This is a genomic window from Oerskovia sp. 140933 (genome assembly GCF_059651515.1).
The window spans coordinates 64,331-88,978 of the sequence record NZ_JAMXIO010000016.1; the positions used below are offsets into that span (position 1 = coordinate 64,331).

Annotated in this window: 24 protein-coding genes and 1 pseudogene; 15 read left to right on the forward strand and 10 right to left on the reverse strand. The window is 72.7% G+C overall.

Annotated elements, in window-relative coordinates; translation table 11 throughout:
- Positions 1–76 precede the first annotated feature (76 nt).
- On the forward strand, positions 77–3,634 hold the full coding sequence (gene dnaE, locus NHG27_RS10390) for a DNA polymerase III subunit alpha (RefSeq protein WP_497016250.1): 3,558 nt from the start codon (positions 77–79) through the stop codon (positions 3,632–3,634).
- A gap of 92 nt (positions 3,635–3,726) precedes the next feature.
- Positions 3,727–4,134 (forward strand): pyridoxamine 5'-phosphate oxidase family protein, encoded by a 408-nt coding sequence (locus NHG27_RS10395; protein WP_193718279.1) that lies wholly within the window; start codon positions 3,727–3,729, stop codon positions 4,132–4,134.
- Between the two features lie 57 nt (positions 4,135–4,191).
- Here the strand turns inward: NHG27_RS10395 and NHG27_RS10400 are convergent, their stop codons facing one another.
- Positions 4,192–4,419 (reverse strand): RNA-binding S4 domain-containing protein, encoded by a 228-nt coding sequence (locus NHG27_RS10400; RefSeq protein ID WP_193718280.1) that lies wholly within the window; start codon positions 4,417–4,419, stop codon positions 4,192–4,194.
- 93 nt (positions 4,420–4,512) lie between these two features.
- On the opposite strand from NHG27_RS10400, the gene hisD reads away from it, so the two are divergent.
- Complete coding sequence (gene hisD, locus NHG27_RS10405) at positions 4,513–5,838, forward strand: histidinol dehydrogenase (RefSeq protein ID WP_497016251.1); 1,326 nt, start codon at positions 4,513–4,515, stop codon at positions 5,836–5,838.
- Between the two features lie 86 nt (positions 5,839–5,924).
- Here the strand turns inward: hisD and NHG27_RS10410 are convergent, their stop codons facing one another.
- The 3 genes from NHG27_RS10410 to NHG27_RS10420 form a co-directional block, all read right to left on the reverse strand.
- Positions 5,925–8,207: a DEAD/DEAH box helicase gene (locus NHG27_RS10410; protein ID WP_497016262.1), complete on the reverse strand. Its 2,283-nt coding sequence runs from the start codon at positions 8,205–8,207 to the stop codon at positions 5,925–5,927.
- 376 nt (positions 8,208–8,583) lie between these two features.
- The gene (adhP, locus tag NHG27_RS10415; protein WP_193718282.1) at positions 8,584–9,615 is read right to left on the reverse strand and encodes an alcohol dehydrogenase AdhP; all 1,032 of its coding nucleotides are present in this window, start codon (positions 9,613–9,615) and stop codon (positions 8,584–8,586) included.
- A 186-nt stretch (positions 9,616–9,801) separates the two neighbouring features.
- Complete coding sequence (locus tag NHG27_RS10420) at positions 9,802–10,281, reverse strand: hypothetical protein (protein ID WP_227747952.1); 480 nt, start codon at positions 10,279–10,281, stop codon at positions 9,802–9,804.
- Positions 10,282–10,435: 154 nt separating this feature from the next.
- On the opposite strand from NHG27_RS10420, the gene NHG27_RS10425 reads away from it, so the two are divergent.
- From NHG27_RS10425 to NHG27_RS10455, 7 genes are all read left to right on the forward strand, one after another.
- Positions 10,436–10,972, forward strand: a complete 537-nt coding sequence (locus tag NHG27_RS10425) for a Rieske (2Fe-2S) protein (protein WP_497016252.1) — start codon at positions 10,436–10,438, stop codon at positions 10,970–10,972.
- Positions 10,973–11,186: 214 nt separating this feature from the next.
- The gene (locus NHG27_RS10430; RefSeq protein ID WP_193718352.1) at positions 11,187–12,326 is read left to right on the forward strand and encodes a histidinol-phosphate transaminase; all 1,140 of its coding nucleotides are present in this window, start codon (positions 11,187–11,189) and stop codon (positions 12,324–12,326) included.
- Positions 12,323–12,922 (forward strand): imidazoleglycerol-phosphate dehydratase HisB, encoded by a 600-nt coding sequence (gene hisB, locus NHG27_RS10435; protein ID WP_193718284.1) that lies wholly within the window; start codon positions 12,323–12,325, stop codon positions 12,920–12,922. Before NHG27_RS10430 ends, hisB begins: the two co-directional genes overlap by 4 nt.
- Positions 12,919–13,548, forward strand: coding sequence for a hypothetical protein (locus NHG27_RS10440; protein WP_321575198.1), 630 nt, complete (start codon positions 12,919–12,921; stop codon positions 13,546–13,548). Before hisB ends, NHG27_RS10440 begins: the two co-directional genes overlap by 4 nt.
- Complete coding sequence (hisH, locus tag NHG27_RS10445) at positions 13,545–14,192, forward strand: imidazole glycerol phosphate synthase subunit HisH (protein ID WP_193718285.1); 648 nt, start codon at positions 13,545–13,547, stop codon at positions 14,190–14,192. The genes NHG27_RS10440 and hisH overlap by 4 nt, the downstream gene beginning before the upstream one ends.
- 107 nt (positions 14,193–14,299) lie before the next feature.
- On the forward strand, positions 14,300–15,031 hold the full coding sequence (gene priA, locus NHG27_RS10450; RefSeq protein ID WP_193718286.1) for a bifunctional 1-(5-phosphoribosyl)-5-((5-phosphoribosylamino)methylideneamino)imidazole-4-carboxamide isomerase/phosphoribosylanthranilate isomerase PriA: 732 nt from the start codon (positions 14,300–14,302) through the stop codon (positions 15,029–15,031).
- Positions 15,028–15,867, forward strand: a complete 840-nt coding sequence (locus NHG27_RS10455) for an SseB family protein (protein ID WP_497016253.1) — start codon at positions 15,028–15,030, stop codon at positions 15,865–15,867. Before priA ends, NHG27_RS10455 begins: the two co-directional genes overlap by 4 nt.
- A 126-nt stretch (positions 15,868–15,993) precedes the next feature.
- Here the strand turns inward: NHG27_RS10455 and NHG27_RS10460 are convergent, their stop codons facing one another.
- The 6 genes from NHG27_RS10460 to NHG27_RS10485 form a co-directional block, all read right to left on the reverse strand.
- The gene (locus NHG27_RS10460) at positions 15,994–16,428 is read right to left on the reverse strand and encodes a spore germination protein GerW family protein (protein ID WP_497016254.1); all 435 of its coding nucleotides are present in this window, start codon (positions 16,426–16,428) and stop codon (positions 15,994–15,996) included.
- A gap of 10 nt (positions 16,429–16,438) precedes the next feature.
- On the reverse strand, positions 16,439–17,194 hold the full coding sequence (locus tag NHG27_RS10465) for a S1C family serine protease (RefSeq protein WP_193718288.1): 756 nt from the start codon (positions 17,192–17,194) through the stop codon (positions 16,439–16,441).
- The gene (locus tag NHG27_RS10470; RefSeq protein ID WP_497016255.1) at positions 17,191–17,829 is read right to left on the reverse strand and encodes a hypothetical protein; all 639 of its coding nucleotides are present in this window, start codon (positions 17,827–17,829) and stop codon (positions 17,191–17,193) included. The genes NHG27_RS10465 and NHG27_RS10470 overlap by 4 nt, the downstream gene beginning before the upstream one ends.
- A 95-nt stretch (positions 17,830–17,924) precedes the next feature.
- Positions 17,925–18,278: a DUF1844 domain-containing protein gene (locus NHG27_RS10475; protein WP_227747953.1), complete on the reverse strand. Its 354-nt coding sequence runs from the start codon at positions 18,276–18,278 to the stop codon at positions 17,925–17,927.
- A gap of 291 nt (positions 18,279–18,569) precedes the next feature.
- A complete protein-coding gene (locus tag NHG27_RS10480; protein WP_497016256.1) occupies positions 18,570–20,072 on the reverse strand; it encodes a catalase in 1,503 nt (500 codons plus the stop codon).
- A gap of 109 nt (positions 20,073–20,181) precedes the next feature.
- Entirely contained in the window at positions 20,182–20,616 is a 435-nt protein-coding gene (locus NHG27_RS10485; protein ID WP_497016257.1) for a Fur family transcriptional regulator, read from the reverse strand.
- 438 nt (positions 20,617–21,054) lie between these two features.
- Between NHG27_RS10485 and infC the strand changes: the two are divergent.
- From infC to thpR, 5 genes and pseudogenes are all read left to right on the forward strand, one after another.
- Positions 21,055–21,615, forward strand: a pseudogene (gene infC / locus NHG27_RS10490) (translation initiation factor IF-3); the annotation flags it as partial.
- 511 nt (positions 21,616–22,126) lie between these two features.
- Positions 22,127–22,321 (forward strand): 50S ribosomal protein L35, encoded by a 195-nt coding sequence (gene rpmI / locus NHG27_RS10495; RefSeq protein WP_030150472.1) that lies wholly within the window; start codon positions 22,127–22,129, stop codon positions 22,319–22,321.
- Between the two features lie 75 nt (positions 22,322–22,396).
- On the forward strand, positions 22,397–22,783 hold the full coding sequence (gene rplT, locus NHG27_RS10500) for a 50S ribosomal protein L20 (protein WP_193718292.1): 387 nt from the start codon (positions 22,397–22,399) through the stop codon (positions 22,781–22,783).
- Positions 22,784–22,821: 38 nt separating this feature from the next.
- The gene (locus tag NHG27_RS10505) at positions 22,822–23,742 is read left to right on the forward strand and encodes a TrmH family RNA methyltransferase (protein WP_497016258.1); all 921 of its coding nucleotides are present in this window, start codon (positions 22,822–22,824) and stop codon (positions 23,740–23,742) included.
- 11 nt (positions 23,743–23,753) lie between these two features.
- Entirely contained in the window at positions 23,754–24,380 is a 627-nt protein-coding gene (gene thpR, locus NHG27_RS10510) for an RNA 2',3'-cyclic phosphodiesterase (RefSeq protein WP_497016259.1), read from the forward strand.
- Positions 24,381–24,648: the final 268 nt, after the last annotated feature.

Here is a 24,648-nt window from a genome sequence, read left to right on the forward strand (position 1 = left end):
CGCGTGAGACGAGTCCCACGCCGGTACCAAGAGCCGACACGCCGGGAGGGTCGGTGGCTCGATCTAGACTCGACGCATGCCGTCTGCCGTCGCCCCCGGAAGCACCCAGAAGTCCGACGACTTCGTCCACCTGCACGTCCACACCGAGTACTCGATGCTGGACGGTGCCGCGCGGCTCGGAGACCTCTTCGAGGAGACCGCGCGCCTGGGGCAGAAGGCCATCGCGACCACGGACCACGGCTACATCTTCGGGGCCTTCGACTTCTGGTCCAAGGCGACCCAGGCCGGCATCAAGCCCATCATCGGCGTCGAGGCGTACGTCACGCCCGGCACCAGCCGGTTCGACCAGACGCGCGTGCGGTTCGGCGAGAAGGGCCAGGAGTCCGACGACGTCTCGGCCCGCGGTGCGTACACGCACCTGACGATGTGGGCCCGCAACAACGAGGGCCTGCACAACCTCTTCCGGGCCAGCTCGCTCGCGTCGCTCGACGGTCAGATGGGCAAGTGGCCGCGCATGGACCGCGACCTGCTCGAGCGCTACGGCAAGGGCATGATCGCGTCCTCGGGCTGCCCGTCGGGCGAGATCCAGACCAAGCTGCGGCTCGGCCAGTGGGACGCGGCCGTGCAGGCCGCCGGCGAGCTCCAGGACGTGTTCGGCAAGGAGAACTTCTACGTCGAGCTCATGGACCACGGTCTCGACATCGAACGCCGGGTCATCAAGGACCTGCTGCGGCTCTCGGAGACGATCGGCGCCCCCCTGGTCGCGACCAACGACCTGCACTACGTGAAGAAGGAGGACAGCCACTCCCAGGAGGCGCTGCTGTGCATCAACTCCGGCTCCACGCTCGCGGACCCCGACCGCTTCAAGTTCGACGGCGACGGCTACTACGTGAAGTCCGCCGCCGAGATGCGGCACATCTGGAAAGAGCTGCCCGAGGCCTGCGACAACACGCTGCTCATCGCCGAGCAGTGCGAGGTCAGCTTCGACACGTCCGCCAACTACATGCCCAACTACCCCTGCCCCCCGGGCGAGGACGAGACCTCCTGGTTCATCAAGGAGGTCGAGAAGGGCCTGCACTACCGCTACCCCGACGGCATCTCGGACGCCGTGCGCAAGCAGGCCGAGTACGAGACCCAGGTCATCGTCCAGATGGGCTTCCCGGGGTACTTCCTCGTGGTCGCCGACTTCATCAACTGGGCCAAGGACAACGGCATCCGCGTGGGCCCGGGCCGTGGTTCCGGAGCGGGCTCCATGGCGGCCTACGCCATGCGCATCACGGACCTCGACCCGCTGCAGCACGGCCTGATCTTCGAGCGCTTCCTCAACCCGGACCGCGTGTCCATGCCCGACTTCGACGTCGACTTCGACGAGCGTCGTCGCGGTGAGGTCATCCGGTACGTCACCGAGAAGTACGGCGAGGACCGCGTCGCCCAGATCGTGACGTACGGCACCATCAAGGCCAAGCAGGCGCTCAAGGACTCCTCGCGCCTCCTGGGCTTCCCGTTCGCGATGGGCGAGAAGCTCACCAAGGCCATGCCGCCCGCGATCATGGGCAAGGACATCTCCCTCACGGGCATCTTCAACCCCGACGACAAGCGGTACAACGAGGCCGACGAGTTCCGGCAGATCCACGCCGCGGACCCCGACGCGCAGCGCGTCGTCGAGCTCGCCAAGGGCATCGAGGGCCTGAAGCGCCAGTGGGGCGTGCACGCGGCCGGCGTCATCATGTCGAGCGAGCCGCTCATCGACATCATCCCGATCATGCGCCGCCTCCAGGACGGCGCGGTCATCACGCAGTTCGACTACCCCACCTGCGAGGGCCTCGGCCTGATCAAGATGGACTTCCTGGGCCTGCGCAACCTCACGATCCTCGACGACGCGCTCGAGAACATCGTGATGAACGGCAAGGACCCGGTCGTCCTCGAGACCCTGACGCTCGACGACCCCAAGACGTACGAGCTCCTGGGCCGCGGCGACACCCTGGGCGTGTTCCAGCTCGACGGCGGCGGCATGCGGACCCTGCTCAAGCTCATGCGCCCCGACAACTTCGAGGACATCTCGGCCGTGGGCGCGCTGTACCGCCCGGGCCCCATGGGCGCCAACTCGCACACCAACTACGCGCTGCGCAAGAACGGGATGCAGGAGGTCACGCCCATCCACCCCGAGCTCGAGGAGCCGCTCGCGGAGATCCTCGGCACGACCTACGGCCTGATCGTGTACCAGGAGCAGGTCATGGCCATCGCGCAGAAGGTCGCCGGGTACTCCCTCGGCCAGGCCGACATCCTGCGCCGCGCGATGGGCAAGAAGAAGAAGTCCGAGCTGGACAAGCAGTTCGAGGGCTTCTCGAACGGCATGAAGGAGCGCGGCTTCTCCATGGCCGCGGTCAAGACGCTGTGGGACATCCTGCTGCCGTTCTCCGACTACGCGTTCAACAAGGCGCACTCCGCGGCGTACGGGGTGGTCTCCTACTGGACCGCGTACCTCAAGGCCAACTACCCGACCGAGTACATGGCCGCGCTGCTCACGAGCGTGCGCGACGACAAGGACAAGTCGGCGCTCTACCTCAACGAGTGCCGTCGCATGGGCATCACGGTGCTCCCGCCGGACGTCAACTCGTCGTCGGCCAACTTCACGGCCGTCGGCAAGGACATCCGCTTCGGCCTGACCGCGGTGCGCAACGTGGGCGCCAACGTCGTGGACGCGATCGTCGCGACGCGCGAGGAGAAGGGGACGTTCGCGTCCTTCACCGACTTCCTCGACAAGGTGCCCGCGGTGGTCTGCAACAAGCGCACCATCGAGTCGCTCATCAAGGCAGGGGCGTTCGACTCGCTCGACCACGCGCGACGCGCGCTGCTCGTGGTCCACGAGCAGGCCGTGGACTCGGTCATCAGCGTCAAGCGCGAGGAGGCCAAGGGCCAGTTCGACCTCTTCGCGGACCTGGGGGGCGAGGACCCCGCGATGTCCTTCAGCGTCGACGTGCCGGACATCCCGGACTGGGACAAGAAGCAGCGCCTCGCGTTCGAGCGCGAGATGCTGGGCCTGTACGTGTCCGACCACCCGCTGTCGGGGCTCGAGCACGTCCTGACGCGGGCGGCCGACACCTCGATCGCGGCGCTCATGGCCGACGAGGCCCGCCCGGACGGGTCGACCGTCGTGATCGCCGGGCTCATCACCTCGCTCCAGCGCAAGATGAGCAAGAACGGCAACCCGTGGGCGGCGGTCACGATCGAGGACCTCGAGGGCGGTGTCGAGGTCATGTTCTTCGGCGAGACCTACCTGGCGTACTCGACGATCCTCGCCGAGGACCAGGTCGTGGTGCTCCGCGGCCGCGTGCGGCGCCGTGACGAGACCATGCAGCTCCAGGCCATGGAGGTCTCGCTCCCCGACATCTCGGCGGTCGCCGACACACCCGTGCTCGTGAGCCTGCCCGAGTCGCGCTGCACCCAGCCCGTGGTCGAGAAGCTGCGCGAGATCCTCTCGACGCACCCGGGCGTGACCGAGGTCCACCTCAAGCTCACGAGCCCCGGCCGGACCAAGGTCATGCGGCTCGAGGACACGTTGCGGGTGACGAAGAGCCCCGCGCTGTACGGGGATCTCAAGGCGCTGCTCGGTCCGTCCTGCCTCACGGTCTGACCGGACGCTCGGCACCGGACGGCCCGGTCCTCGCGGGCCGGTCCGTCCTGGGCCGAGCCTCGTCGGCACGGGTCCGACGTAGACTCGCCGACGTGATCCACCTGACCCCTGAGCAGCGCGTGTTCGTGACCGAGCGCCACCTGGCGACCCTGACGACCCTCCGTGAGGACGGCAGCCCGCACGTCGTCCCGGTGGGCTTCACGTGGGACCCCGAGGCCGGGGTCGTGCGCATCACCACGAACGACACGTCGGTCAAGGCGCTCAACGCCGGGCGCCTCACGCCCGCCGGTGAGCACCCGCGCGCGGCGGTCTGCCAGGTCGAGGGCGGGCGGTGGATCACGCTCGAGGGCACCGTCTCGGTCTCCCGCGACCCCGACGAGGTCGCCGAGGCCGTGCGCCGCTACACCAAGCGCTACAAGGAGCCGCGTGTCAACCCGCGCCGCGTGGTCCTGCGGATCGTCGCCGACAAGGTCATGAGCTCGAGCTACATGGCGTTCTGACGCGCCGGTCGCACGGGCGCGTCGCGCGGGTGCGCGGACCCGCCCGTGCGGGGGGCCTCAGCCGACGACCGCACCGATCTGCCCGGTCGGGACGTCGACCGTCACGACGTCGCCCTTGTGGAGCTGGCGGCCGCGACGGGTGTCGACCTCGCCGTTGACCTTGACCTCTCCCTCGGAGATGAGGTCGCGGGCGTGCGCGCCGGACTCGACGAGGCTCGCGAGCTTGAGGAACTGGCCGAGGCGGATGACGTCGTCGGTGATCTCCACCGTGGGTGTCGTGGTCATGAGGCCATTCTCTCGCGTCCGGCACGTGCCGGAGAACCGACCACCTGTTGAATCGCGTGGAGTCCTGCACGGGGTGCGGCCTACGATGGGGCGGTGATCAATCGCATCGACCTGCGTGGTCGTTCCCTGTCTCCCCGTGAGCTCACGGAGATCCTGCCGCGTCCGGAGATCGGCGTCGAGGACGCCGCGGAGAAGGTCGCCCCGATCCTGCACGACGTCCGTCTGCACGGCGCCTCGGCGCTGCGGGACCTCTCCGAGCGGTTCGACGGCGTCCGTCCGGTCCACCTGCGGGTCCCGGCCGAGCACCTCACCGCCGCGCTCGAGTCGCTCGACCCGCTCGTGCGCGAGGGGCTCGAGGAGGCGATCCGCCGGGTGCGGACCGTGCACGCGGCCCAGCGCCCGCAGCCGTTCGCGGTCGACCTGGGCCCCGGGGCACAGGTCCGACAGCGCTGGATCCCGGTCCGCCGCGTGGGGCTGTACGTGCCCGGCGGGATCGCGGTCTACCCGTCCTCGGTCATCATGAGCGTCGTCGCGGCGCAGGAGGCCGGGGTGCGCGAGCTTGCGGTGGCCTCGCCGCCGCAGCGCGAGAACGACGGCCTGCCGCACCCCACGATCCTCGCGGCGTGCGCGCTGCTGGGCGTCGAGGAGGTCTACGCGGTCGGGGGCGCCCAGGCGATCGCCATGTTCGCGTACGGGGCCGCGGGCAGCGAGCCGCAGGACGGCGACTACCTGTGCGAGCCCGTGGACGTCATCACGGGGCCGGGGAACATCTACGTCGCCGCGGCCAAGCGGCTCGTGCGGGGCGTCGTCGGGATCGACTCCGAGGCCGGCCCCACGGAGATCGCGATCCTCGCGGACGGCGACGCCGACCCCACGCACGTCGCGCTCGACCTCATCAGCCAGGGCGAGCACACGCCGGACGCCGCGGCGGTCCTCGTGACGCCGTCGGTCGAGCTCGCGGCCAGGGTCGACGCCCGACTGATCGACCTGGTGCCGGAGACCAAGCACGCGGCCCGCGTGGCCCAGGCGCTGTCCGGGCCGCAGTCCGCGATCATCGTGGTCGACGACCTGGAGCAGGGGCTCGACGTCGTGGACGCCTACGGCGCCGAGCACCTCGAGATCCAGACCGCCGACGCCGCCGCGCTCGCCGAGCGGGTCCAGAGCGCGGGTGCGATCTTCGTCGGCCCGTACTCGCCCGTCCCGCTGGGCGACTACATGGCAGGGTCCAACCACGTCCTGCCGACCGGTGGCTGCGCCCACTACTCGAGCGGCCTGGGGGTGCACAGCTTCCTGCGCGCGGTCCAGGTCGTCGAGTACACGGCCGACGCCCTCGAGGAGCTGGCGGACCGGATCGTGGCCGTCGCCAACGACGAGGACCTGCCCGCGCACGGCGAGGCGATCAGGGCACGCTTCCAGTAGCAGGCAGGCCGCGCTGACTGCACGAGCGGGGCGGGACCAGGGATGAGTCCCCGGTCCCGCCCCGCTCTCGTGCGTCGTGGACCGGGTCAGCGCACCCCGAGCACGAACGGGTGGACCGCGGCCGCACCTGCCTGGCGCAGCAGTCGTGCGGCGACCGTCAGGGTCCAGCCCGAGTCGGTGTAGTCGTCGACCAGGAGGATCCGCCGTCCCGCGAGCCCTGCCTGGGCGGGGCCGGACAGCTCGAGCTGCAGGCGTTCGACGACCCCGGCCAGGCGCATGGCGGAGTTCACGTCGTGACGGCCGGGCTGCTCCCGACCGGGCACGGGGCCGACCGACCCGACGAAGGGGCGGTCGAGGTAGCGGGCGAGCCCACCGGCCAGGTGCTGGACCAGGTGGGGGCGTGTCGCGGACCGGACCGACACCACGCCGTCGAGCAGCAGCCGTCGCTCGGGTGCCGCCTCCGTGCCCTCCTCCACCGCGGGCGAGGCTCCGTCGGCCTCGCCGTCGGCGGGAGCCGTCGCGTACAGCGCGTCCCACTCGTCGAGCACGCGCGCGGCCGCGCGGCGCAGCGCGACAGGTGTCTCGCCGTCGGGCACGCCGGGCGCGAAGAGCTCGCGGAGCGGACCTGACCAGCCGAGCCCGTCGAGGCGGGCGACGGCGCGTCCCGGGGACGCGAGCTCCTCGGGGGACAGGCGCCCCTTGAGGTCGAGGCCCATGCGGTCGAGGCCCGTGGGCCACTGGCGCCGGGCCACGACCTCGACGCCCGGGCGGTCCATGTCCGCGCGGGCTGCGGACACGGCCTCGGCGTCCGGGGCCGCGGGCAGGTCCACGCCGCCGCACCGGTCGCAGCGCCCGCACCTCCAGCCGGGCTCGAGCTCGGGGTCGTCGAGCGTCGCACGCAGGAACGCCATGCGGCAGCCCGTCGTCGCCTCGTAGTCGAGCATGGCCTTCTGCTCGGCGAGCCGGGTCTGCTCGACGCGCGCGTAGCGGTCGGCGTCGTACTCCCAGGGCTCGCCGGTCGAGATCCAGCCTCCCTTGACGCGGCGCACCGCGCCGTCGACGTCGAGGACCTTGAGCATGGTCTCCAGGCGCGAGCGCTTGAGGTCGACCTGCGTCTCGAGGGCGGCGACCGACTGCGTGCCGCCCCCGGCCTCGAGGGCCGCGAGCGTCTCGCGGACCTGGCGCTCGGCGGGGAACGCGAGCGAACCGAAGTACTCCCAGATGCGGCGGTCCTCCTCGCCCGGCAGCAGGACCACGACCGCGCTGTCGACGCCACGACCCGCGCGCCCGACCTGCTGGTAGTACGCGATGGGCGAGGACGGCGCGCCCAGGTGCACGACGAACGCGAGGTCCGGCTTGTCGAAGCCCATGCCCAGCGCCGAGGTCGCGACGAGGGCCTTGACGCGGTTCTCCTTGAGGTCCGCCTCGAGCTGCTCGCGCTCGGTCGTGTCGGTCTGGCCCGTGTAGGCGGCCACCGCGAGGCCCGTCGCGCGGAGCTGGCTCGCGACCTGCTCGGCGGCCGAGACCGTGAGGCAGTAGACGATCCCCGAGCCGTCGACGTCCTGGAGGGTCTCGGCGAGCCACGCGATGCGGCTCGGCTGGTCCGGCAGGTTCAGGACGGCCAGGTGGAGCGACTCGCGGTCGAGACCGCCGCGCAGCACCAGCACGTCCTCGCGCGGGCCGCCCGGGCTCCCCGCGGCCGCCGCGCCGCCTGCCGCGGCGGCGACCGCCGCGCCCGTGACACCGAGCTGCTCCGCGACGTCCGCGGTCACGCGCTCGTTCGCGGTCGCGGTCGTGGCGAGCACGGGGATGCCCGGGGGCAGGTCCGCGAGCAGGGTGCGGATGCGGCGGTAGTCGGGCCGGAAGTCGTGTCCCCAGTCGGAGATGCAGTGCGCCTCGTCGATCACGACGAGGCCCGCGTCGGCCGCGAGGCGGGGCAGGACCTCGTCGCGGAAACCGGGGTTGTTGAGCCGCTCGGGCGAGCACAGCAGCACGTCGACCTCGCCGGCGGCGATCGCTGCGTGCACCTCGTCCCACTCGGTCATGTTCGAGGAGTTGATCGTCACGGCGCGGATCCCGGCGCGGGCGGCGGCGGAGATCTGGTCGCGCATCAGGGCCAGGAGCGGCGAGACGATGACCGTGGGGCCCGCGCCCCGCGAGCGCAGCAGCGAGGTCGCGACGAAGTACACGGCCGACTTGCCCCACCCCGTGCGCTGGACCACGAGCGCCCTGCGCCGGAACGCGACCAGGGCCTCGATCGCGAGCCACTGGTCGTCGCGCAGCGCGGCGTCCTCGCGTCCGACGAGCCTGCGCAGCGCGGTCTCGGCCTCCTCGCGCAGGTCCTTGCCCTCGAGCAGACCGCGCAGCATGGCGACCTTGGCGAGGCGGGCGGCGTCGGCGGCCGCGGCGGCGTCGGGCGCGGCGTCCGGCGGGGGAGCGGCGCCCGTCGCCGCCGGGGACGGCGCGGTGGGGGCCGGTGCACGCCCTGCCCCGGCCCGGGTGCGGGGGCCCGCGTCGTCGGGGACCGGGGGCTCGTCGTACAGGTCGGCGGGGGGCTCCGACGCGAAGTCGGGCGGGAGGTCGGCGTACGGGTCGCGCTGGTCACGAGGGAACGAGGTCACCCAGCGATCGTAGGCGCTGGGTGGGACAGCGCGTGGTCGTGCACAGGCCGGGCCCGGTGCGTCCGACGGGAGTCCGTCGCTCGCACCGGGCCTCGGGGTCGGCCACGGGCCGCTCGGGGGCCGGTCAGGAGTGCATGTCCATGACGACGCGCCCGTCGATCTTGCCCTGCTCCATCTCGCTGAAGATGTCGTTGATGTCGCTCAGCGGCCGCACGGTGTAGGTCGGGGTGACCTTGCCGCGCGCGAAGAAGTCCAGGGCCTCGGCCATGTCCTTGCGGGTCCCGACGATCGAGCCGCGGACCGTGAGGCCGAACAGGACGGTCGTGAAGATGTCGAGCGGGAACTTCTCGGGGGGCAGGCCCACGAGCGAGACCGTTCCGCCGCGGCGCAGCGCGCCGACGGCCTGGGGGAACGCGTGGGCGTTGACCGCGGTCACGAGGGCGCCGTGCACGCCGCCCCCGGTCTTCTCCTGGATCTCCGCCGCGGCGTCGGCCGAGGTGGCGGCGTTGACCGTGACCTCGGCACCGTGCTTGCGGGCCAGGGCGAGCTTCTCGTCGTCGACGTCCACGGCCGCGACGCGACGGCCCATCGCGACGGCGTACTGGACGGCGATGTGCCCCAGGCCGCCGATGCCGGAGATCAGGACCCACTCGCCAGGCTTGGTGTCGGTCATCTTGAGGCCCTTGTAGACCGTGACGCCCGCGCACAGGATGGGGCCGACGGCCGAGTCCTCGACGCCGTCCGGGATGATCGGTGCGTAGCGGGAGTCGACGAGCATGTACTGGCCGAACGAGCCGTCGACCGAGTAGCCGCCGTTCTTCTGGTGCGGGCAGAGGGTCTCCCAGCCCGTCTCGCAGTACTCGCACTCGCCGCACGCGCTCCACAGCCAGGCGTTGCCGACCTTGTCGCCGACCTTGACGCGCGTGACCTGGTCGCCGACGGCGACGACGGTCCCGACGCCCTCGTGGCCCGGGACGAACGGCGGGGAGGGCTTGACGGGCCAGTCGCCGTGGGCGGCGTGCAGGTCGGTGTGGCACACGCCCGTGTAGTCGACCTTGACCAGCGCCTCGAGCGGTCCGGGGGTGGGGACCTCGACGTCGTCGATCGTGAGCGGCTGGGCGAACGTGTGGACGACGGCTGCCTTCATGGTGCTCATGACTCTCCTCCAGGAGCGGACACCGGGGTGGGTCGCCCCGTGGTCGACGGGCCGACGGGACGCGCGGCGCGTCCGAGGATGTCCGGCTCTTCGACCGTAGCCGAGACTGCGTCGGAGGGCTCGGTGGGGACGGGGCGGAAAGAGAGAAGGCTTTGTGAAAACTATCACAAGCATTCCGGGTGCAGGTCAGGCGCCCTTTCGCGAGCGCCCGGACGACCTGCGTCGCTCGACCACGAGCGCGAGCAGCGCCCCGACGAGCGCGACCCACTCGCTCACCGCAGCCGTGACCTGCTGGACCCCGCCGAGCGTCTCCTCGACCGCGAAGAAGCCGACCGTGGTCGAGAGGTAGAAGGCCCCCAGCGTCGCGACGGAGAACCCGACCGCCCCCAGCAGCGGCAGCCAGTGGCGCCACACCAGGACGAGCAGCCCGAGCGCGAAGCCCGCGACCGCGTTGAGCAGGAACAGCGGCCCCACGACCTCGATGTCCCGGTAGCCCTGGACGTACAGGAACAGGTGCACGTCGGCCGAGAGCAGGAGCCCCGCGGCGGTCACGCCGCGCAGCAGCCACGCCCCGCGCGGCAGCGGGGGCGGGGTGGGAGGGGTGCCCGACGCCGGAGAGCGGCCGGGCGTCGACCCGGCGGTGGGAGGAGGTCCGGACGCGTCCATGGGGGGCTCCGAGCGGTCGGGCGCGGGAGGGCGAAGGGTCCCGGAGGTCGCGCGCGGCGGGCGCCGGACCGAGCCCCCGCGCTCGCGCGTCGCGTCGGTCCCGGTGCTTCAATTGAAGGACCGATCGACCCCGGACGCACGGCGAAGGGTGACCATGGAGACCTCGACCACGCGGGCCACCCCTCGCCCGCCCGCGGAGCCCGGCCCGGCGTCGCCCCCCGAACCCGCGACCGAGCAGCTCGCCCGCCGCGCGGCCCAGCCTCTCTCACGCCGCTCGCTCCTCGTGTCCGCCGGTGCCGGAGCGGGGGCCCTGGTGGTCGCCGCGTGCTCGGGCGGCGGCGGGGGCGCGGGGACCCCGGGCGGGACCGGAGGGTCGAGCGCGACGAGCGCGGCGCCGTCGGGCACGGTCGTCACGCCCACGGGCGACGTGCCCGTCGGGGGAGCGGTCTCGGTCCAGGTGGACGGCGCGCCCTACCTCGTGACCCAGCCCGAGGAGGGGACCTTCGAGGCGTTCAGCGCGATCTGCACGCACCAGGGGTGCACGGTCGCCCCCGGGGACGGCGAGCTCGACTGCCCGTGCCACGGGTCCCGCTTCGACCTGTCGACCGGGGACGTGCTCGCCGGGCCGGCGCCCACCCCGCTGCCGCGCCTGGCCGTCACGGTCAGCGGCAGCGACGTCGTCACCGCCTGAACCGCGCAACCGGGAACATGACCGGACCGACCGGACCGACCGGACCGACCAGCCTGCCCGGCCCGGGCGCACCGCCCGCCTGCCGGACGTTCACCCCTCGTCCACGCACGGTTCGTAGACTGTCCTGGTGACCACTCCACTCCTCGAGTCCCCGGACGGCGCACCCCAGGCGGGTGCCTCCTTCTCGCAGCCCCGCGCGCACGCCGCGCCGGAGGTGCACCTGCCGGTGCGGGCCGAGCACGCGGGGATCGAGCCGTACGGGGCGCCGCAGCTCGACGTGCCCGTGCTGCTCAACGTCAACGAGAACCCCTACGCGCCCTCTCCCGAGGTCGTCGCGACCATCGCCGCGGACGTCGCGGCCGCGGCCGCGACCCTCAACCGCTACCCGGACCGCGACTTCCCGGGGTTGCGCCAGGACCTGGCCGACTACCTCGCGGGCGAGTCGGGCGTGCGCGTGGCCCCCGAGCAGGTCTGGGCCGCGAACGGCTCCAACGAGGTCATGCTGCACCTGCTCCAGGCGTTCGGCGGACCGGGGCGCACGGCCCTGTCCTTCGCTCCCACCTACTCGATGTACCCCGAGTACGCGCGAGACACCTCGACCGCCTGGGTCACCGGCCGGCGCGAGACGGACTTCACGCTTGACCCGGACGCGGCCCGCGCGGCGATCGCCGAGCACGCCCCGTCCGTGATCCTCCTGGCCAGCCCGAACAACCCGACCGGCACGGCCCTCACGCGCGACGTCGTCGAGGCCGTGTGCGAGGCCGCGCTCGCGGTCACGCCCCGCGGCGCCGAGCCCGGCACGTCGGCCGTCGTCGTGGTCGACGAGGCGTACGGCGAGTTCCGCCGCGCGGGCGTCCCCTCGGCGCTCGAGCTGCTCGAGCGCTACCCGAACCTCGCGGTCTCGCGCACCATGTCCAAGGCGTTCGCGCTGGCCGGGGCGCGCGTGGGCTACCTCGCCGCGTCGACCACGCTCGTCGACGCGCTGCGGGTGGTCCGGCTGCCGTACCACCTGTCCGCCGCGACCCAGGCCGTCGCGCGCGCGGCCCTCAAGCACTCGGCGTCCCTCCTGGCCCAGGTCGACGCCCTGCGCGCCGAGCGCGACGCCACGGTCGCGTGGCTGCGGGCCCAGCGTCCGGCGGCCCTGGGGGGCGAGCCCCTGCAGGTCGCGGACTCCGACGCGAACTTCGTCCTGTTCGGCACCTTCCCGGACCGGCACGCGGTCTGGCAGGGCCTGTTGGATCGGGGCGTCCTCATCCGGGAGACTGGTCCCGACGGATGGCTGCGGGTGTCGATCGGCACCCCGCAGGAGATGACGGCGTTCAAGGACGCCCTGGTGGAGGTGGCAGGACTGTGAAGCGCACCGCGCGCATCGAGCGCGCGACGTCGGAGTCGAGCGTGCTCGTCGAGCTGGACCTCGACGGGACCGGGAAGACGGACATCTCGACGACCGTCCCGTTCTACGACCACATGCTGACGGCCCTCGGCAAGCACTCGCTCATCGACCTCACGGTCCGGGCCACGGGCGACACGCACATCGACGCGCACCACACGGTCGAGGACGTCGCGATCACCATCGGCGAGGCGCTCAGGATCGCGCTGGGCGACAAGGCGGGGATCTCGCGCTTCGGCGACGCCATGGTCCCGCTCGACGAGGCGCTCGCGCTCGCGGTCGTGGACGTGTCGGGCCGCCCGTACCTGGTGCACGAGGGTGAGCCCGCAGGGCAGGAGTACCACCTGATCGGTGGGCACTTCACGGGGTCGCTCACGCGCCACGTGCTCGAGTCGATCGCGCACCACGCGGCGATCTGCATCCACGTGCGCGTGCTCTCGGGCCGCGACCCGCACCACATCGTGGAGGCGCAGTTCAAGGCCCTCGCGCGCGCCCTGCGCTTCGCGGTGGCCCCCGACGCCCGGGTCGACGGCATCCCCTCGACCAAGGGCGCCCTGTGAGCCCCGAGCCCACGCTCCCTGCACAGCCCGACGGGACCGAGGGCGGCCACGAGCCGGCCACGGCCCCCGAACCCCGCGACCACGACCCGCGGACGACCGAGACGGACGACATGACCACCCCGCAGAACCCGAACGAGCCCGAGCTGGACCTGGAGATCCCGGACGACATCTCGAGCCTCCTCACTCCTTCCTCCGACCCCGAGGTCGCGGTCCTCGTGACCCAGATCGCGGGCGCCGAGCCCCTCGCCGCGGCGTGCTCGATCGCGCAGGTCGAGGTCGACGCCGTGCCCACCGGCATCGGTGCGCTCGCCGTCCTGCGGGACCGGTCGGGCGACGCCCCCCAGCGTGCCGCGGCCGCGATCTCGACCCTCGTCAAGGGCGTCCCCCTCATCCTCCTCACGCGTCGCGGCGAGCAGATCACCGCGGTCCGCTGGGAGGGCGGGGTCGAGGGCGACGTGCTCGCCCCCGGCCTCGTGCTGGGCGGTGCCCCCGAGGAGCTCGAGGACCTCGTGACGGGGCAGACGACCGTCGCGGACCTCGCGGGCGTCGTGCCCAGCTCGGGGATCTCGCGCTGGAAGGCCATGCGACTGCTCACGGCCTCGGCTCGCAAGGCGCGCAAGAAGTGAGCGAGGGGCCCTCGGTCGTCGTCCTCGACTACGGTTTCGGCAACGTCCGCTCGGCGGTCCGCGCCCTCGAGCGCGTGGGTGCCCGGGTCGAGCTCACCGCGGACCGTGCGCGCGCGTCGGAGGCCGATGGCCTGGTCGTCCCCGGCGTCGGGGCGTTCGCCGCGGTCATGGCCGGCCTCAAGGCCGTGCGCGGCGACCAGATCGTCGAGCGCCGCCTCGCGGGCGGGCGCCCGGTGCTGGGGATCTGCGTCGGCATGCAGGTCATGTTCGACGAGGGGGACGAGCACGGCACCCTCACGGAGGGGCTCGGTGAGTGGCCCGGGATCGTCGACCGCCTCGAGGCGCCCGTGGTCCCGCACATGGGCTGGGACACGGTCGACGTGCCCGACGGCTCGGTGCTGTTCGACGGGATCGCCGACGAACGCTTCTACTTCGTGCACTCCTACGCGGCCCGCCGCTTCCCGCTCGGGGTCGACGAGCCGGTCGGTCCGGCGTTCCGCGCCCCGCTCGTGACGTGGTCCGAGCACGGCGGCCGGTTCGTCGCAGCCGTCGAGAACGGCCCGCTCTCCGCGACGCAGTTCCACCCGGAGAAGTCCGGCGACGCCGGTGCCCGCCTCCTGGAGAACTGGGTCCGCTCGCTCTGAACCCGTGGGCAGGGCTCCGTCCCCGCCCGCCGCACCACCGTGTCACGGGCGCCCGCACCGCGCGGACCCCGCCCCCAGCCTCGTGAATCCCTCGGAAGGACCTCCTCATGACCGATCGTCTCGTCCTGCTGCCCGCCGTCGACGTCGCCGACGGGCAGGCGGTGCGCCTCGTCCAGGGGGAGGCCGGCTCGGAGACCTCGTACGGCGACCCGCTGTCGGCGGCCCTCGACTGGCAGGCCGGGGGCGCCGAGTGGGTGCACCTGGTGGACCTCGACGCGGCCTTCGGTCGCGGCTCGAACGCCGAGCTCCTGGCCGACGTCGTCGCGCGACTCGACGTCCAGGTCGAGCTCTCGGGCGGCATCCGGGACGACGAGTCCCTGGCCCGTGCGCTCGCGACCGGGTGCTCGCGCGTCAACCTCGGCACCGCCGCCCTCGAGAACCCCGAGTGGACGGCCAAGGTCATCGCCGAGCACGGCGACGCGATCGCCGTCGGGCTCGACGTGCGCGGCACGACCCTCGCGGCGCGCGGCTGGACGCAGGAGGGAGGGGACCTGTGGGAGGTCCTCGAGCGTCTCGACGCGGCCGGCTGCTCGCGCTACGTCGTGACCGACGTGACCAAGGACGGGACGCTGCGCGGCCCCAACATCGACCTGCTCCGTGAGGTCGCGGCCCGCACCGACGCACCGGTCGTCGCGTCGGGCGGCATCTCGAGCCTCGCGGACCTCGAGGCGCTGCGCGCGCTCGTGGGCGAGGGCATCGAGGGGGCCATCGTCGGCAAGGCCCTGTACGCGGGGGCCTTCACGCTGCCCCAGGCCCTCGACGTGGCAGGCCGTCCGTGACCTCGGCGACGTCCGACCCGCACGCCGGCCACTCCCACGGCACCCCCCACGGGGCGTCGCCGTTCTCGAAGGGGCCCACCGATCCGGCGTCCGGTGCCCCGGCCCCGTCGGACGGGGCGGGCAAGGCCCTGCCTCCGTCGTCAGGCTTCGCCGACGACGACGGGTCGGCCGACCCCGCGCTGGTCGGGGTCCTCGCCGACTTCGCGGCCGGTGCCGCGAGCCTGACCGAGGTGGTCGCGCAGCTCGCGCGCACGCGCCTGCTCATCCCCGTCCTGGCCGAGCTCGAGAAGTCGGGCGTGGGGGAGCACGGCCAGAAGGTCGACAAGGAGGCCTCGGCCGGCGTCGTCGCGCTCGAGGCCCCGGACGGACGTCGGGCGCTCCCGGTGTTCTCGAGCGTCGCGAGCATGGCCGCCTGGCGGCCCGACGCGCGCCAGGTCCCCGTGGACGCCCCGCGGGCGGCGTTGTCGGCCGTGAGCGAGGACTGGTCGCTCCTGGTCCTCGACCCCGCCGGACCGGTCACGGTCCTCGTGCCGCGGCCCGCGGTGTGGGCGCTCGCGCAGGGCAAGGACTGGGCCCCCGCGGTGATGGACGGCACGGTCGTGCCCGACGTCGCCGCCGCGATCACCGGCGCGGTCCAGGGGATCGAGCACGTCGCGGCCGTGCGCGCCGAGACGGGCCGCAGCGCGGAGGTCGCGGTCGTGCTCTCGATCGACTCGGGGCTCGACCGGCGGGGGCTCGACGCGGTCCTCGCCCGGGTCAACGCGGCCCTCGCGGGCAGTGACGTCGTCTCGGAGCGGGTCGACTCGCTCGAGCTGCGCATCGGGCGCGCAGACTGACCTGCGGTCGCGGCGCCGTCGGCGCTGAGGTCCCCGCACAGGGCCCGACGGCGCCGCACCACCCGGTCCGACAGGTCCGGTCGTCGCGGCCGCCCCGCCCGGGCCGCCCCTGCCGCGCCGACGAGGTCAGCGGCGTCGGCGGCCCAGGACCCACCCGCCGACCACGGCCAGCACCATGGCCACGACCTGGCCACCCAGGATGACCTTGTTGAGGTCGAGTGCCGGGTGCCACCGCGTGCCGTCGGGGCCCACGGCGTACACGCCGACCGGGCGGACCCGGACCCCGAAGCCACCGCCACCGCCTGCACCCTCGCCGGGTCCGTCGCCCGTGCCGTGCTCGGTGCCGGAGGCGGGGTCCGGCGCCCCGTCGGGCGACCCGACGCCGTACCCGTACCCCGTCCCGGTGCCGCCCCAGACCTTCGCCACGGGGATCAGGAGTGTCCCGTCGCGCTCGTACGGCTCACCGAACACCTTGCGCACCGAGAAGGCGTCGCTCGCCGCGCGCACGATGAAGGAGGGGTCCGGTCGCCCCGCCGCGTTCTTGCTGCTGTCGCTGCTCATGCCTCGCAGCCTACGAGCAGGGCGGCAGGGTCGCGAAGGCTGACGCGTCGTCGAGCATCGAGCGCAGCGTCGAGACCGGTACGAGGAGTGACGCGTCGGTCGACTTCGCGTAGACCACCCCGATCACCTCGCCGGCCTCGTTGAGCGCGGCCGACCCCGAGCTGCCGGGCTCGACCTGCGCGTCGGTCACGAGGACCTGACCGAGGTTCTCGTGCAGCGGGTCCGTGGCGGTCCCCACGACCTTGCCCTGCGTCACGGTGAGCTGGCCGCCCTCGGGGTAGCCGACGACCGTCACGGTGTCGCCCTGGGCGGGGTCTGCGGCGGCGAGCGTCGGGGCCGAGGGGAGGTCGTCGCTCGTGCGCACGATCGCGAGGTCCGCGAGCCCTGCGGCGCTCGCCGTCTCGACCTGGATGTCGCGCCCGTCGTACGTGAGGACCTGGAGCGACTTCGAGCCCTCGACGACGTGCTTGTTGGTGATCAGCGTGCGGTCGTCGAGCGCGAAGCCCGACCCGGTCGACAGCGACGAGCACCCCACGTTGCGGATGCGGACGGCCATGCGCTTGACGGCGTCGAACCCGTCGGGGGAGAGGTTCTCCGACCCCAGGGGCTCGACCTGTGCCGCGAAGCTCGGCACGACCGAGGTGGGCATGGGGCCGGGGAGCTCGGGCAGCGCCCCGCAGCCGGCCGCGAGGGACGCGGCGAGGGCTGCGGTGAGCGTCACCCCGAGGGCCCGACGGCCGCGCGTCGCGGGCCGCGCCCGCCTCACTGGGCGAGCTCCTGCTGCAGGTCGGTGTTGGCGTCCGTCGCGACCTTGCAGAGGTCGTCGACCTGGGTCGCGAAGCGGGCCAGGTCGTCGGGGTTGTACGCGTCACGGTTGTTCAGGTACCCGATGAGCTCGTCCTGCGCGGTGGTGCACTGGCCCAGGGCTGCGGCGACGGCGCCGGCGGCCTCGGAGATGCGGGCCTGGTAGTCGAGGTACTGCTGCGAGGCCACGTTCTCGTCGCCGAGCTGGGCCTTCTCGTTGGCGAGCGCGGTGATGCGGTCCTGGGCGGTCGTGAGCTGGGAGCGGGCGGACTCGAGCTCGGCGTTCGCGCCGTCGAGGTCGGCGCCGAGCTGGGCGACCTGCTCGCCGAGCTCGCGGGACACGGACTCCCACTCGGCGCTGCGGTCCTGCCAGCTCCGGGTCGTCGTCAGGAGGTAGGCGGCGAGCGCCAGGGCCGCCAGGAGCAGCGCGGAGAGCAGCACGATCGCCACGGTCCTGCCCCGCCCGGGCCGGCGGGGCCCCGCGGTGGGCCCGGCCGTCCCGGTGCCGGGCAGGGCCGCGGCGGTCTGGTAGGCCTGGGCCTGGGGTGCAGAGGTCTGCGGGGTGGTGGGGCCGGGCGTGGGAGGTCGGCTCGGCACCGGGCCGGGGTCTCCGCCGGGCGGGGGCACGACGCCGTCGCCCCCGTGCGCGCTGGACGGCGGGGGAGGAACCGGCAGCCCGCCCGACGGGGTGCTCAACTGACCGCGCCCGTGTACTTCTCGCCCGGGCCCTCGCCCAGGGGGTCGGGGTAGACCGAGGCCTCGCGGAAGGCGAGCTGGAGCGAGCGCAGGCCGTCGCGCAGCGAGCGGGCGTGCTGGTTGCCGATGTCGGGGGCCGAGGCCGTGACGAGCGCGGCGAGGGCGTTGATGAGCTTGCGTGCCTCGTCGAGGTCGAGGTGCTCCTTCTCGACGGCGTCCTCGGCGAGGCCGCACTTGACGGCGGCGGCGCTCATGAGGTGGACGGCGGCGGAGGTGATGACCTCGACGGCCGCGACGTCGGCGATGTCCCGGGTGGCGTCCTGGGCGATGGGGTCGTTCTCGGTAGTCATGGTCCCCATCTTTCCAGAGTGGACGGGGCACCGGGGCCCGTCGTGGACGGCTCGCCGGTCGCTTCGGGTGCGCCCGGCGCGACGCGGGGGCGCACGACCGGCGGCGCGTGACGCCGTCGGGCCGGGCGCAGGGCTTCGCCCAGAATAGTGTGCCAAGCGCCCGCCGGGTCCCGCGACGCGCACGGACGGCCGGGAGGCCGGGCCCGCGCGGCGGACCCGGCCTCCCGGGGTGGTGCAGGGTGACGCGAGAGCCCCTGCCCGACGGCGTCGCGCCGGGCAGGAGCGTCGGCGTCAGGAGTGCGAGGGCTCCGACGTGACGCCCGGCTCGTCGGCCGCGAGCGGGGCGACCTCGAGCGCGGCACGCAGCGCCGCACCGAGGTTCGCGTCCACGTTCGTCCAGTACTGGATCGCGCGCTCGCGGATCGCGATGCTCTGCACGCCGCCCACGGCGCCCGTGATGGTCTCGAGGAAGCGCGCCTTGGCCGCGTCGTCGAAGACCTCACGGTAGAGCGTGCCGGCCTGGCCGAAGTCGTCGTCCTCGGCGTGCAGCGTCGCCGCGGCACGCGTCAGCTCGCCGTCCGACTCCCACGAGCCGACCCCGGCGCGCGCCTCGTCGGCCACGGGGCCGCCCAGGCTGTTCGGGGCGTAGACCGGCGTCGTGGGCGAGCTGAACCCGTGACGCTGGGCGCCGTCCTGCGAGTAGTTGTGCACCGGCGCGGCGTGCGGCGCGTTGACCGGGATCTGGTTGTAGTTGGTGCCCACGCGGTAGCGCTGCGCGTCCGGGTAGGAGAACACGCGGGCCATGAGCATCTTGTCGGGGCTGATGTCGATGCCCGGGACCGTGTTGGCGGGGGAGAACGCCGCCTGCTCGATCTCCGCGAAGAAGTTCTGCGGGTTGCGGTTGAGCGTGTGCGTACCGACCTTGATGAGCGGGTAGTCGGCGTGCGGCCAGACCTTCGTCAGGTCGAACGGGTTGAAGCGGTACGTCTTGGCGTCCTCGTACGGCATGACCTGGACGTGCACGTCCCAGGACGGGAAGCTGCCGGCCTCGATGGCCTCGTACAGGTCGCGGCGGTAGTAGTCCGCGTCGGCGCCCGCGATGAGCTCGGCCTCCGAGCCCTCCATCTCGACGTTGCCCTGGTTCGACGTGAAGTGGTACTTGACCCAGAAGCGCTCGCCCGCGGCGTTGATCCACTGGTAGGTGTGCGAGCCGAAGCCCGGCATCTCGCGCCACGAGCGCGGCAGGCCACGGTCACCCATGAGGTAGGTCACCTGGTGCGCGGACTCGGGGGACAGGGTCCAGAAGTCCCACTGCATGTCGGCGTCGCGCAGGCCGGAACCCGGCAGGCGCTTCTGCGAGTGGATGAAGTCGGGGAACTTGATGCCGTCGCGGATGAAGAAGACCGGGGTGTTGTTGCCGACGATGTCGTAGTTGCCCTCGGTCGTGTAGAACTTCACCGAGAAGCCGCGCACGTCGCGCCACGTGTCGGGGGAGCCCTGCTCGCCGGCGACGCTCGAGAAGCGCTGCAGCGTCTCGGTGCGCGCGCCCGGCTGGAACACGGCCGCACGGGTGTACGCCGAGACGTCCTCCGTGACGACGAACTCACCGAACGCGCCGCCGCCCTTGGCGTGCACGATGCGCTCCGGGATGCGCTCGCGGTTGAACTGGGCCAGCTTCTCGACCAGGTAGCGGTCGTGCAGCGCGGTCGCGCCGTCGGTGCCCGCGGTCAGCGAGTGGGCGTCGCTCGGGACGGGCGTACCCGTCTGGGTGGTGGTGAAGGGGGTGTTCGTCATCGTCATCTCCTCCAGGCGGAGCACGGGGCCCTGTGCCTGCGTTGTGGGTAGGGGGCGGTGGGGACGGTGCTCCGGTGAGCGGTGAAGAGAGCTGTGGGGGTGCGGGCCGTCAGGCCGCGCAGTCGGGGCACAGGCCCCAGTAGGTGACCTCGGCGGTGTCGATCGTGAAGCCGTTGCTGCCGCTCGGGGTCAGGCACGGGGCGTGCCCGACGGCGCAGTCGATGTCCGCGACGGCACCGCACGAGCGACACACCACGTGGTGGTGGTTGTCACCCAGCCGGCGCTCGTAGCGCGCGGGGTGGCCCGCGGGCTCGATCCGACGCAGCAGGCCGTGCTCGGTGAGCGTGTTCAGGACGTCGTACACCGCCTGGACGGACACCGAGCCCAGAGCTTCGCGCGCCGCGCGCAGCACGTCCTCGGCGTTGGCGTGCTGCTGCCGTGCGACGACGTCGAGGACCGCGAGACGCGCAGCCGTGACGCGCAGCCCGCTGTCGCGGAGCTCGGTCTCGTTGTCCGCTGGGCGGACCTGCTTCTCGGTGGGCATGCCGCCACAGTACCCGTTATCTGGAAGAGTTCCAATCTTGGAGGCTCTCCAGTGGGTAGCGTGGGCGCAGAGGCGCGCCCGGTGGGCACCGGTGCGCGGGCTGTCGCGGCGGCGCGGCGGGCGCCGTCGGGTCGCCCGACGGTGCGTGCTATTCTTGGTGGCTGACCGACCCGTAGGTTCTCGACGAGGCTCCAGATGGTGCTTCGGAGGGTGGACTACGGGTGCGCAAAGTGGATTCCATCCCACCTGAGCTTCAACCGCTGACGATCGTCACGACAGAGGCCGGGTCTCGGTCCGGAGCGTCGCCGTTCTTCACGGTGGCGCGACGGTGTGTTCGTCGCACCCGCGACGACCCGATCGATGGCCTCCTCCCTGCGCTCTGGGACGGGGGCCTTTCCCGTTCCTGGTGGTCTACCGACGACTTCCTAGGAGCATCACATCAGCGAGCCTCGCATCAACGATCGGATCCGTGTCCCCGAGGTCCGACTTGTCGGCCCAGGTGGGGAGCAGGTCGGCGTCGTCCGCATTGAGGTCGCCCTGAGCCTTGCCCAGGACGCTGACCTCGACCTGGTGGAGGTCGCCCCCGACGCACGCCCGCCGGTGTGCAAGCTCATGGACTACGGCAAGTTCAAGTACGAGTCGGACATGAAGGCCCGTGAGGCTCGCCGGAACCAGGCGAACACGGTCCTCAAGGAGATCCGCTTCCGTCTGAAGATCGACCCGCACGACTACGGCACCAAGAAGGGCCACGTCGAGCGCTTCCTCGCCGCGGGCGACAAGGTCAAGGTCATGATCATGTTCCGTGGCCGCGAGCAGTCGCGCCCGGAGATGGGTATCCGTCTCCTGCAGCGCCTCGCGGAGGACGTCTCGGAGCTCGGCTTCGTGGAGAGCGCGCCCAAGCAGGACGGGCGCAACATGATCATGGTGCTCGGCCCGGTCAAGAAGAAGGCCGAGGCCAAGAACGAGCAGCGCAAGCGTGCTCAGGAGGCCGAGCCGAAGACGGCGAAGACCGACCCCCGGCCCGCGCCCGTCGAGGTCTCCGAGGAGCCCGCGGACGGCGGTGACGTGCCCTTCGAGGTGCAGGTCGCCGAGGCCGCGGAGATGGTCGAGTCCGCCGAGGCCGCAGCAGCGGCCAAGGCAGCCGCAGCTCCCGAGCCCGCGCCGGCCCCTGCCGCCGCTCCCGCAGCAGCCCCCAAGGCCGCTGCACCCAAGGCCGCGCCCCGCGCGTCGGCTCCCAAGGCTCCTGCGCCCAAGGCCGCTGCCCCGGCAGCACCGGCGGCAGCGCCCAAGCCCGCGGCGGCTCCCAAGCCGGTCGCGGTGCCCAAGCCGGCCGCCATGCCCAAGCCCCCGGCTCCCCGGCCGGCAGCGCCCAAGCCCGGCACGGCGTCCAAGCCGAAGCCGGGCGGCAAGTCCAGCTGACCAACTGACACCGAGCCAGGCCCACCGGCCACGGCCCGAACACGTCGGATCCCTCCCGGGATCTCGACCAGACAAAGGAGAAACGGCAGCCATGCCGAAGAACAAGACGCACTCCGGCGCCAAGAAGCGGTTCCGCATCACCGGCAGCGGCAAGGTCATGCGCGAGCAGGCCAACAAGCGCCACCTGCTCGAGCACAAGTCGAGCACGCGCACGCGTCGCCTGTCTGCTGACCAGGTCGTCGCCCCCGCAGACGTCAAGAAGATCAAGAAGCTGCTCGGTAAGTGATCTGCCTGGTGGTCGCGCCCCGGCGCTGACCATCGCTGAATCCCTACCTGAGCCCCGAACTGCAAGGAGCATCACGTGGCACGCGTGAAGCGGGCGGTCAACGCCCAGAAGAAGCGCCGTACAACTCTCGAGCGCGCTGCGGGTTACCGCGGCCAGCGTTCGCGTCTCTACCGGAAGGCGAAGGAGCAGGTCACCCACTCCCTCGTCTACTCCTACCGTGACCGCAAGGCGCGCAAGGGCGACTTCCGTCGTCTGTGGATCCAGCGCATCAACGCTGCGTCCCGCGCCCAGGGCCTGACGTACAACCGCCTCATCCAGGGCCTCAAGGCTGCTGGCATCGAGGTCGACCGTCGCGTCCTCGCCGACCTCGCGGTCAACGACGTCACCGTCTTCAACGCGCTCGTCCAGGCCGCGAAGGACGCGCTGCCCACCGACGTGAACGCCCCGAAGGCTGCTGCCTGATCATCGAGCAGCGACTCTTCTCACCGGACGCCCGCACAGTGAACGATCTGTCCTCAGGTCGCCCCGTACCGTTCTTCCGTCGCGTTCCCGAGGTCTCGAACCCTCGGAGCGACCGGGTCAAGGCGGTACGGGCACTGTCCGGGCGTTCGGCGCGTTCCCGCCACGGGCAGTTCCTCGTGGAGGGCCCGCAGGGCGTGCGCGAGGCCGTCCGGCACGGCGCGCACCTGGTGCGCGACGTGTACGTAACCTCGTCGGCCGCCGAGCGGTACGCGGAGATCGTCGACGACGCCCTCGACCAGCACCTGCACGTGCACCTCACGACGCCCGAGGCGTTCGAGGCCATGAGCACGGACGCCCAGGGCATCCTGGCGGTCGCACGGACGCAGGAGGTCACGCTCGCCAGCGAGGCCGCCAGGTCCCCGCGGCTCGTCGCGATCCTCGCCACGGTGCGGGACCCCGGCAACGCGGGCACCGTCATCCGTGCCGCGGACGCCGCCGGCGCGGACCTCGTGGTCCTCGCGGGCGAGAGCGTCGACGTCCACAACCCCAAGGTCGTGCGCTCCACGGCGGGGTCCTTGTTCCACGTCCCGGTCGTGACCGGGGTGAGCCTCGCGGAGACCGTCGACGCGCTGCGCGCCGCCGGGCTGACCGTCCTGGCCGCGGACGGCAACGGTGACCACGACCTCGACGACCTGCTCGACGTCGCAGGATCGGCACCGGCAGGTTCGCCCGACCTCGAGCGGCCCACCGCGTGGGTCTTCGGCAACGAGGCATGGGGGCTCCCTCCCGAGGACCGCGAGCTGGCCGACGCCGTGGTGAGCGTCCCGATCCGTGGCCAGGCCGAGTCGCTCAACCTCGCCACGGCCGCCACGGTCTGCTTGTACGCGTCGAGCCGGGCGCACCGACCACGTCCCGTCGGCACCACCGCCGCGACCGCCGACGTGGACGAGGCCCGGTGAGGGGACGGTCCGTGCGACTGTTCGCTGCCCTCTACCCCTCCGACGAGGCCCTCGACCACCTGGGGCTCGCGCTGTCCGCCCTCGGGGCGGTGGCCCTCGACGACGGCCGTCCGTCGTTGCGCTGGACCCCGCGGGAGCTCATGCACCTCACGGTCGCGTTCTTCGGCGAGGTCGCCGACGGCGCGGCCGACGACCTGGGCGTGGCGCTCGACGGGGTGGCGCGGTCCGCGGCCCCTCTCTCGCTGCACCTGCGTGGGGCGGGGACCTTCGAGGACCGCATCCTGTTCGCGGGAGTGGGTGGCGACGCCGAGGCTCTGCGACGCCTGAGCGCCGGGACCGCGGAGGCGGCCTCCGACGTCGGGCTGCGGCTCGACCGGAGGCCCCGGCAGCGCGCCCACCTGACCGTGGCGCGTGCCTCCGGGCCGCGCAAGACGTCCCGCCGGAAGACCGATCCCCGGCCCACGGGCCCCGGGCCGGCCGAGCTGGCGCACGCGCTGGCCGTCTACGAGGGTCCGCGGTTCACCGCCGACGAGCTCTGCCTGGTGGAGTCGACCCCGGGGGCCGGCCGCAGCGGAGGCCCCCTGTACGAGGTCGTGCGGACCTTCCCCCTGGGCGAGGCTCAGCCCGAGGACCGGTGACCGGTCCCTCGGGCGCGCGGGGGAGGGTGTGGGACGATGAGGGCATGCAGCGCGATGATCGCCGATTTACGTGGCCCGCTCGAGGGCCGCGCGGCTGACGCTGCGCACGTCGACCAGGGGACGCCGCGCGGTGTCCCCGGATCGGCCGGTCGTGCCCCGGCGGGCGCTCTAGATGTACTGACCAGGACCGTTGTTGACGTGAAGAGAGACCTCCGTGTCGAGTGGGAGCTGTCTAGGAACCCGGCTCTGACCAACGGAGGTCTCTCGT

What these genes read in the sequence shown, in the direction of transcription:
- NHG27_RS10460 (WP_497016254.1), bottom strand. Translation starts at nt 16,428, where the DNA reads ATGAGCAGCGACAGCAGCAAGAACGCGGCGGGGCGACCGGACCCCTCC.
- priA (WP_193718286.1), top strand. Translation starts at nt 14,300, where the DNA reads ATGACCGATCGTCTCGTCCTGCTGCCCGCCGTCGACGTCGCCGACGGG.
- NHG27_RS10485 (WP_497016257.1), bottom strand. Translation starts at nt 20,616, where the DNA reads ATGCCCACCGAGAAGCAGGTCCGCCCAGCGGACAACGAGACCGAGCTC.
- rpmI (WP_030150472.1), top strand. Translation starts at nt 22,127, where the DNA reads ATGCCGAAGAACAAGACGCACTCCGGCGCCAAGAAGCGGTTCCGCATC.
- NHG27_RS10410 (WP_497016262.1), bottom strand. Translation starts at nt 8,207, where the DNA reads ATGCTGCGCGGTCTGCTCGAGGGCAAGGACCTGCGCGAGGAGGCCGAG.
- NHG27_RS10400 (WP_193718280.1), bottom strand. Translation starts at nt 4,419, where the DNA reads ATGACCACGACACCCACGGTGGAGATCACCGACGACGTCATCCGCCTC.
- dnaE (WP_497016250.1), top strand. Translation starts at nt 77, where the DNA reads ATGCCGTCTGCCGTCGCCCCCGGAAGCACCCAGAAGTCCGACGACTTC.
- NHG27_RS10420 (WP_227747952.1), bottom strand. Translation starts at nt 10,281, where the DNA reads ATGGACGCGTCCGGACCTCCTCCCACCGCCGGGTCGACGCCCGGCCGC.
- adhP (WP_193718282.1), bottom strand. Translation starts at nt 9,615, where the DNA reads ATGAGCACCATGAAGGCAGCCGTCGTCCACACGTTCGCCCAGCCGCTC.
- NHG27_RS10425 (WP_497016252.1), top strand. Translation starts at nt 10,436, where the DNA reads ATGGAGACCTCGACCACGCGGGCCACCCCTCGCCCGCCCGCGGAGCCC.
- NHG27_RS10480 (WP_497016256.1), bottom strand. Translation starts at nt 20,072, where the DNA reads ATGACGAACACCCCCTTCACCACCACCCAGACGGGTACGCCCGTCCCG.
- NHG27_RS10475 (WP_227747953.1), bottom strand. Translation starts at nt 18,278, where the DNA reads ATGACTACCGAGAACGACCCCATCGCCCAGGACGCCACCCGGGACATC.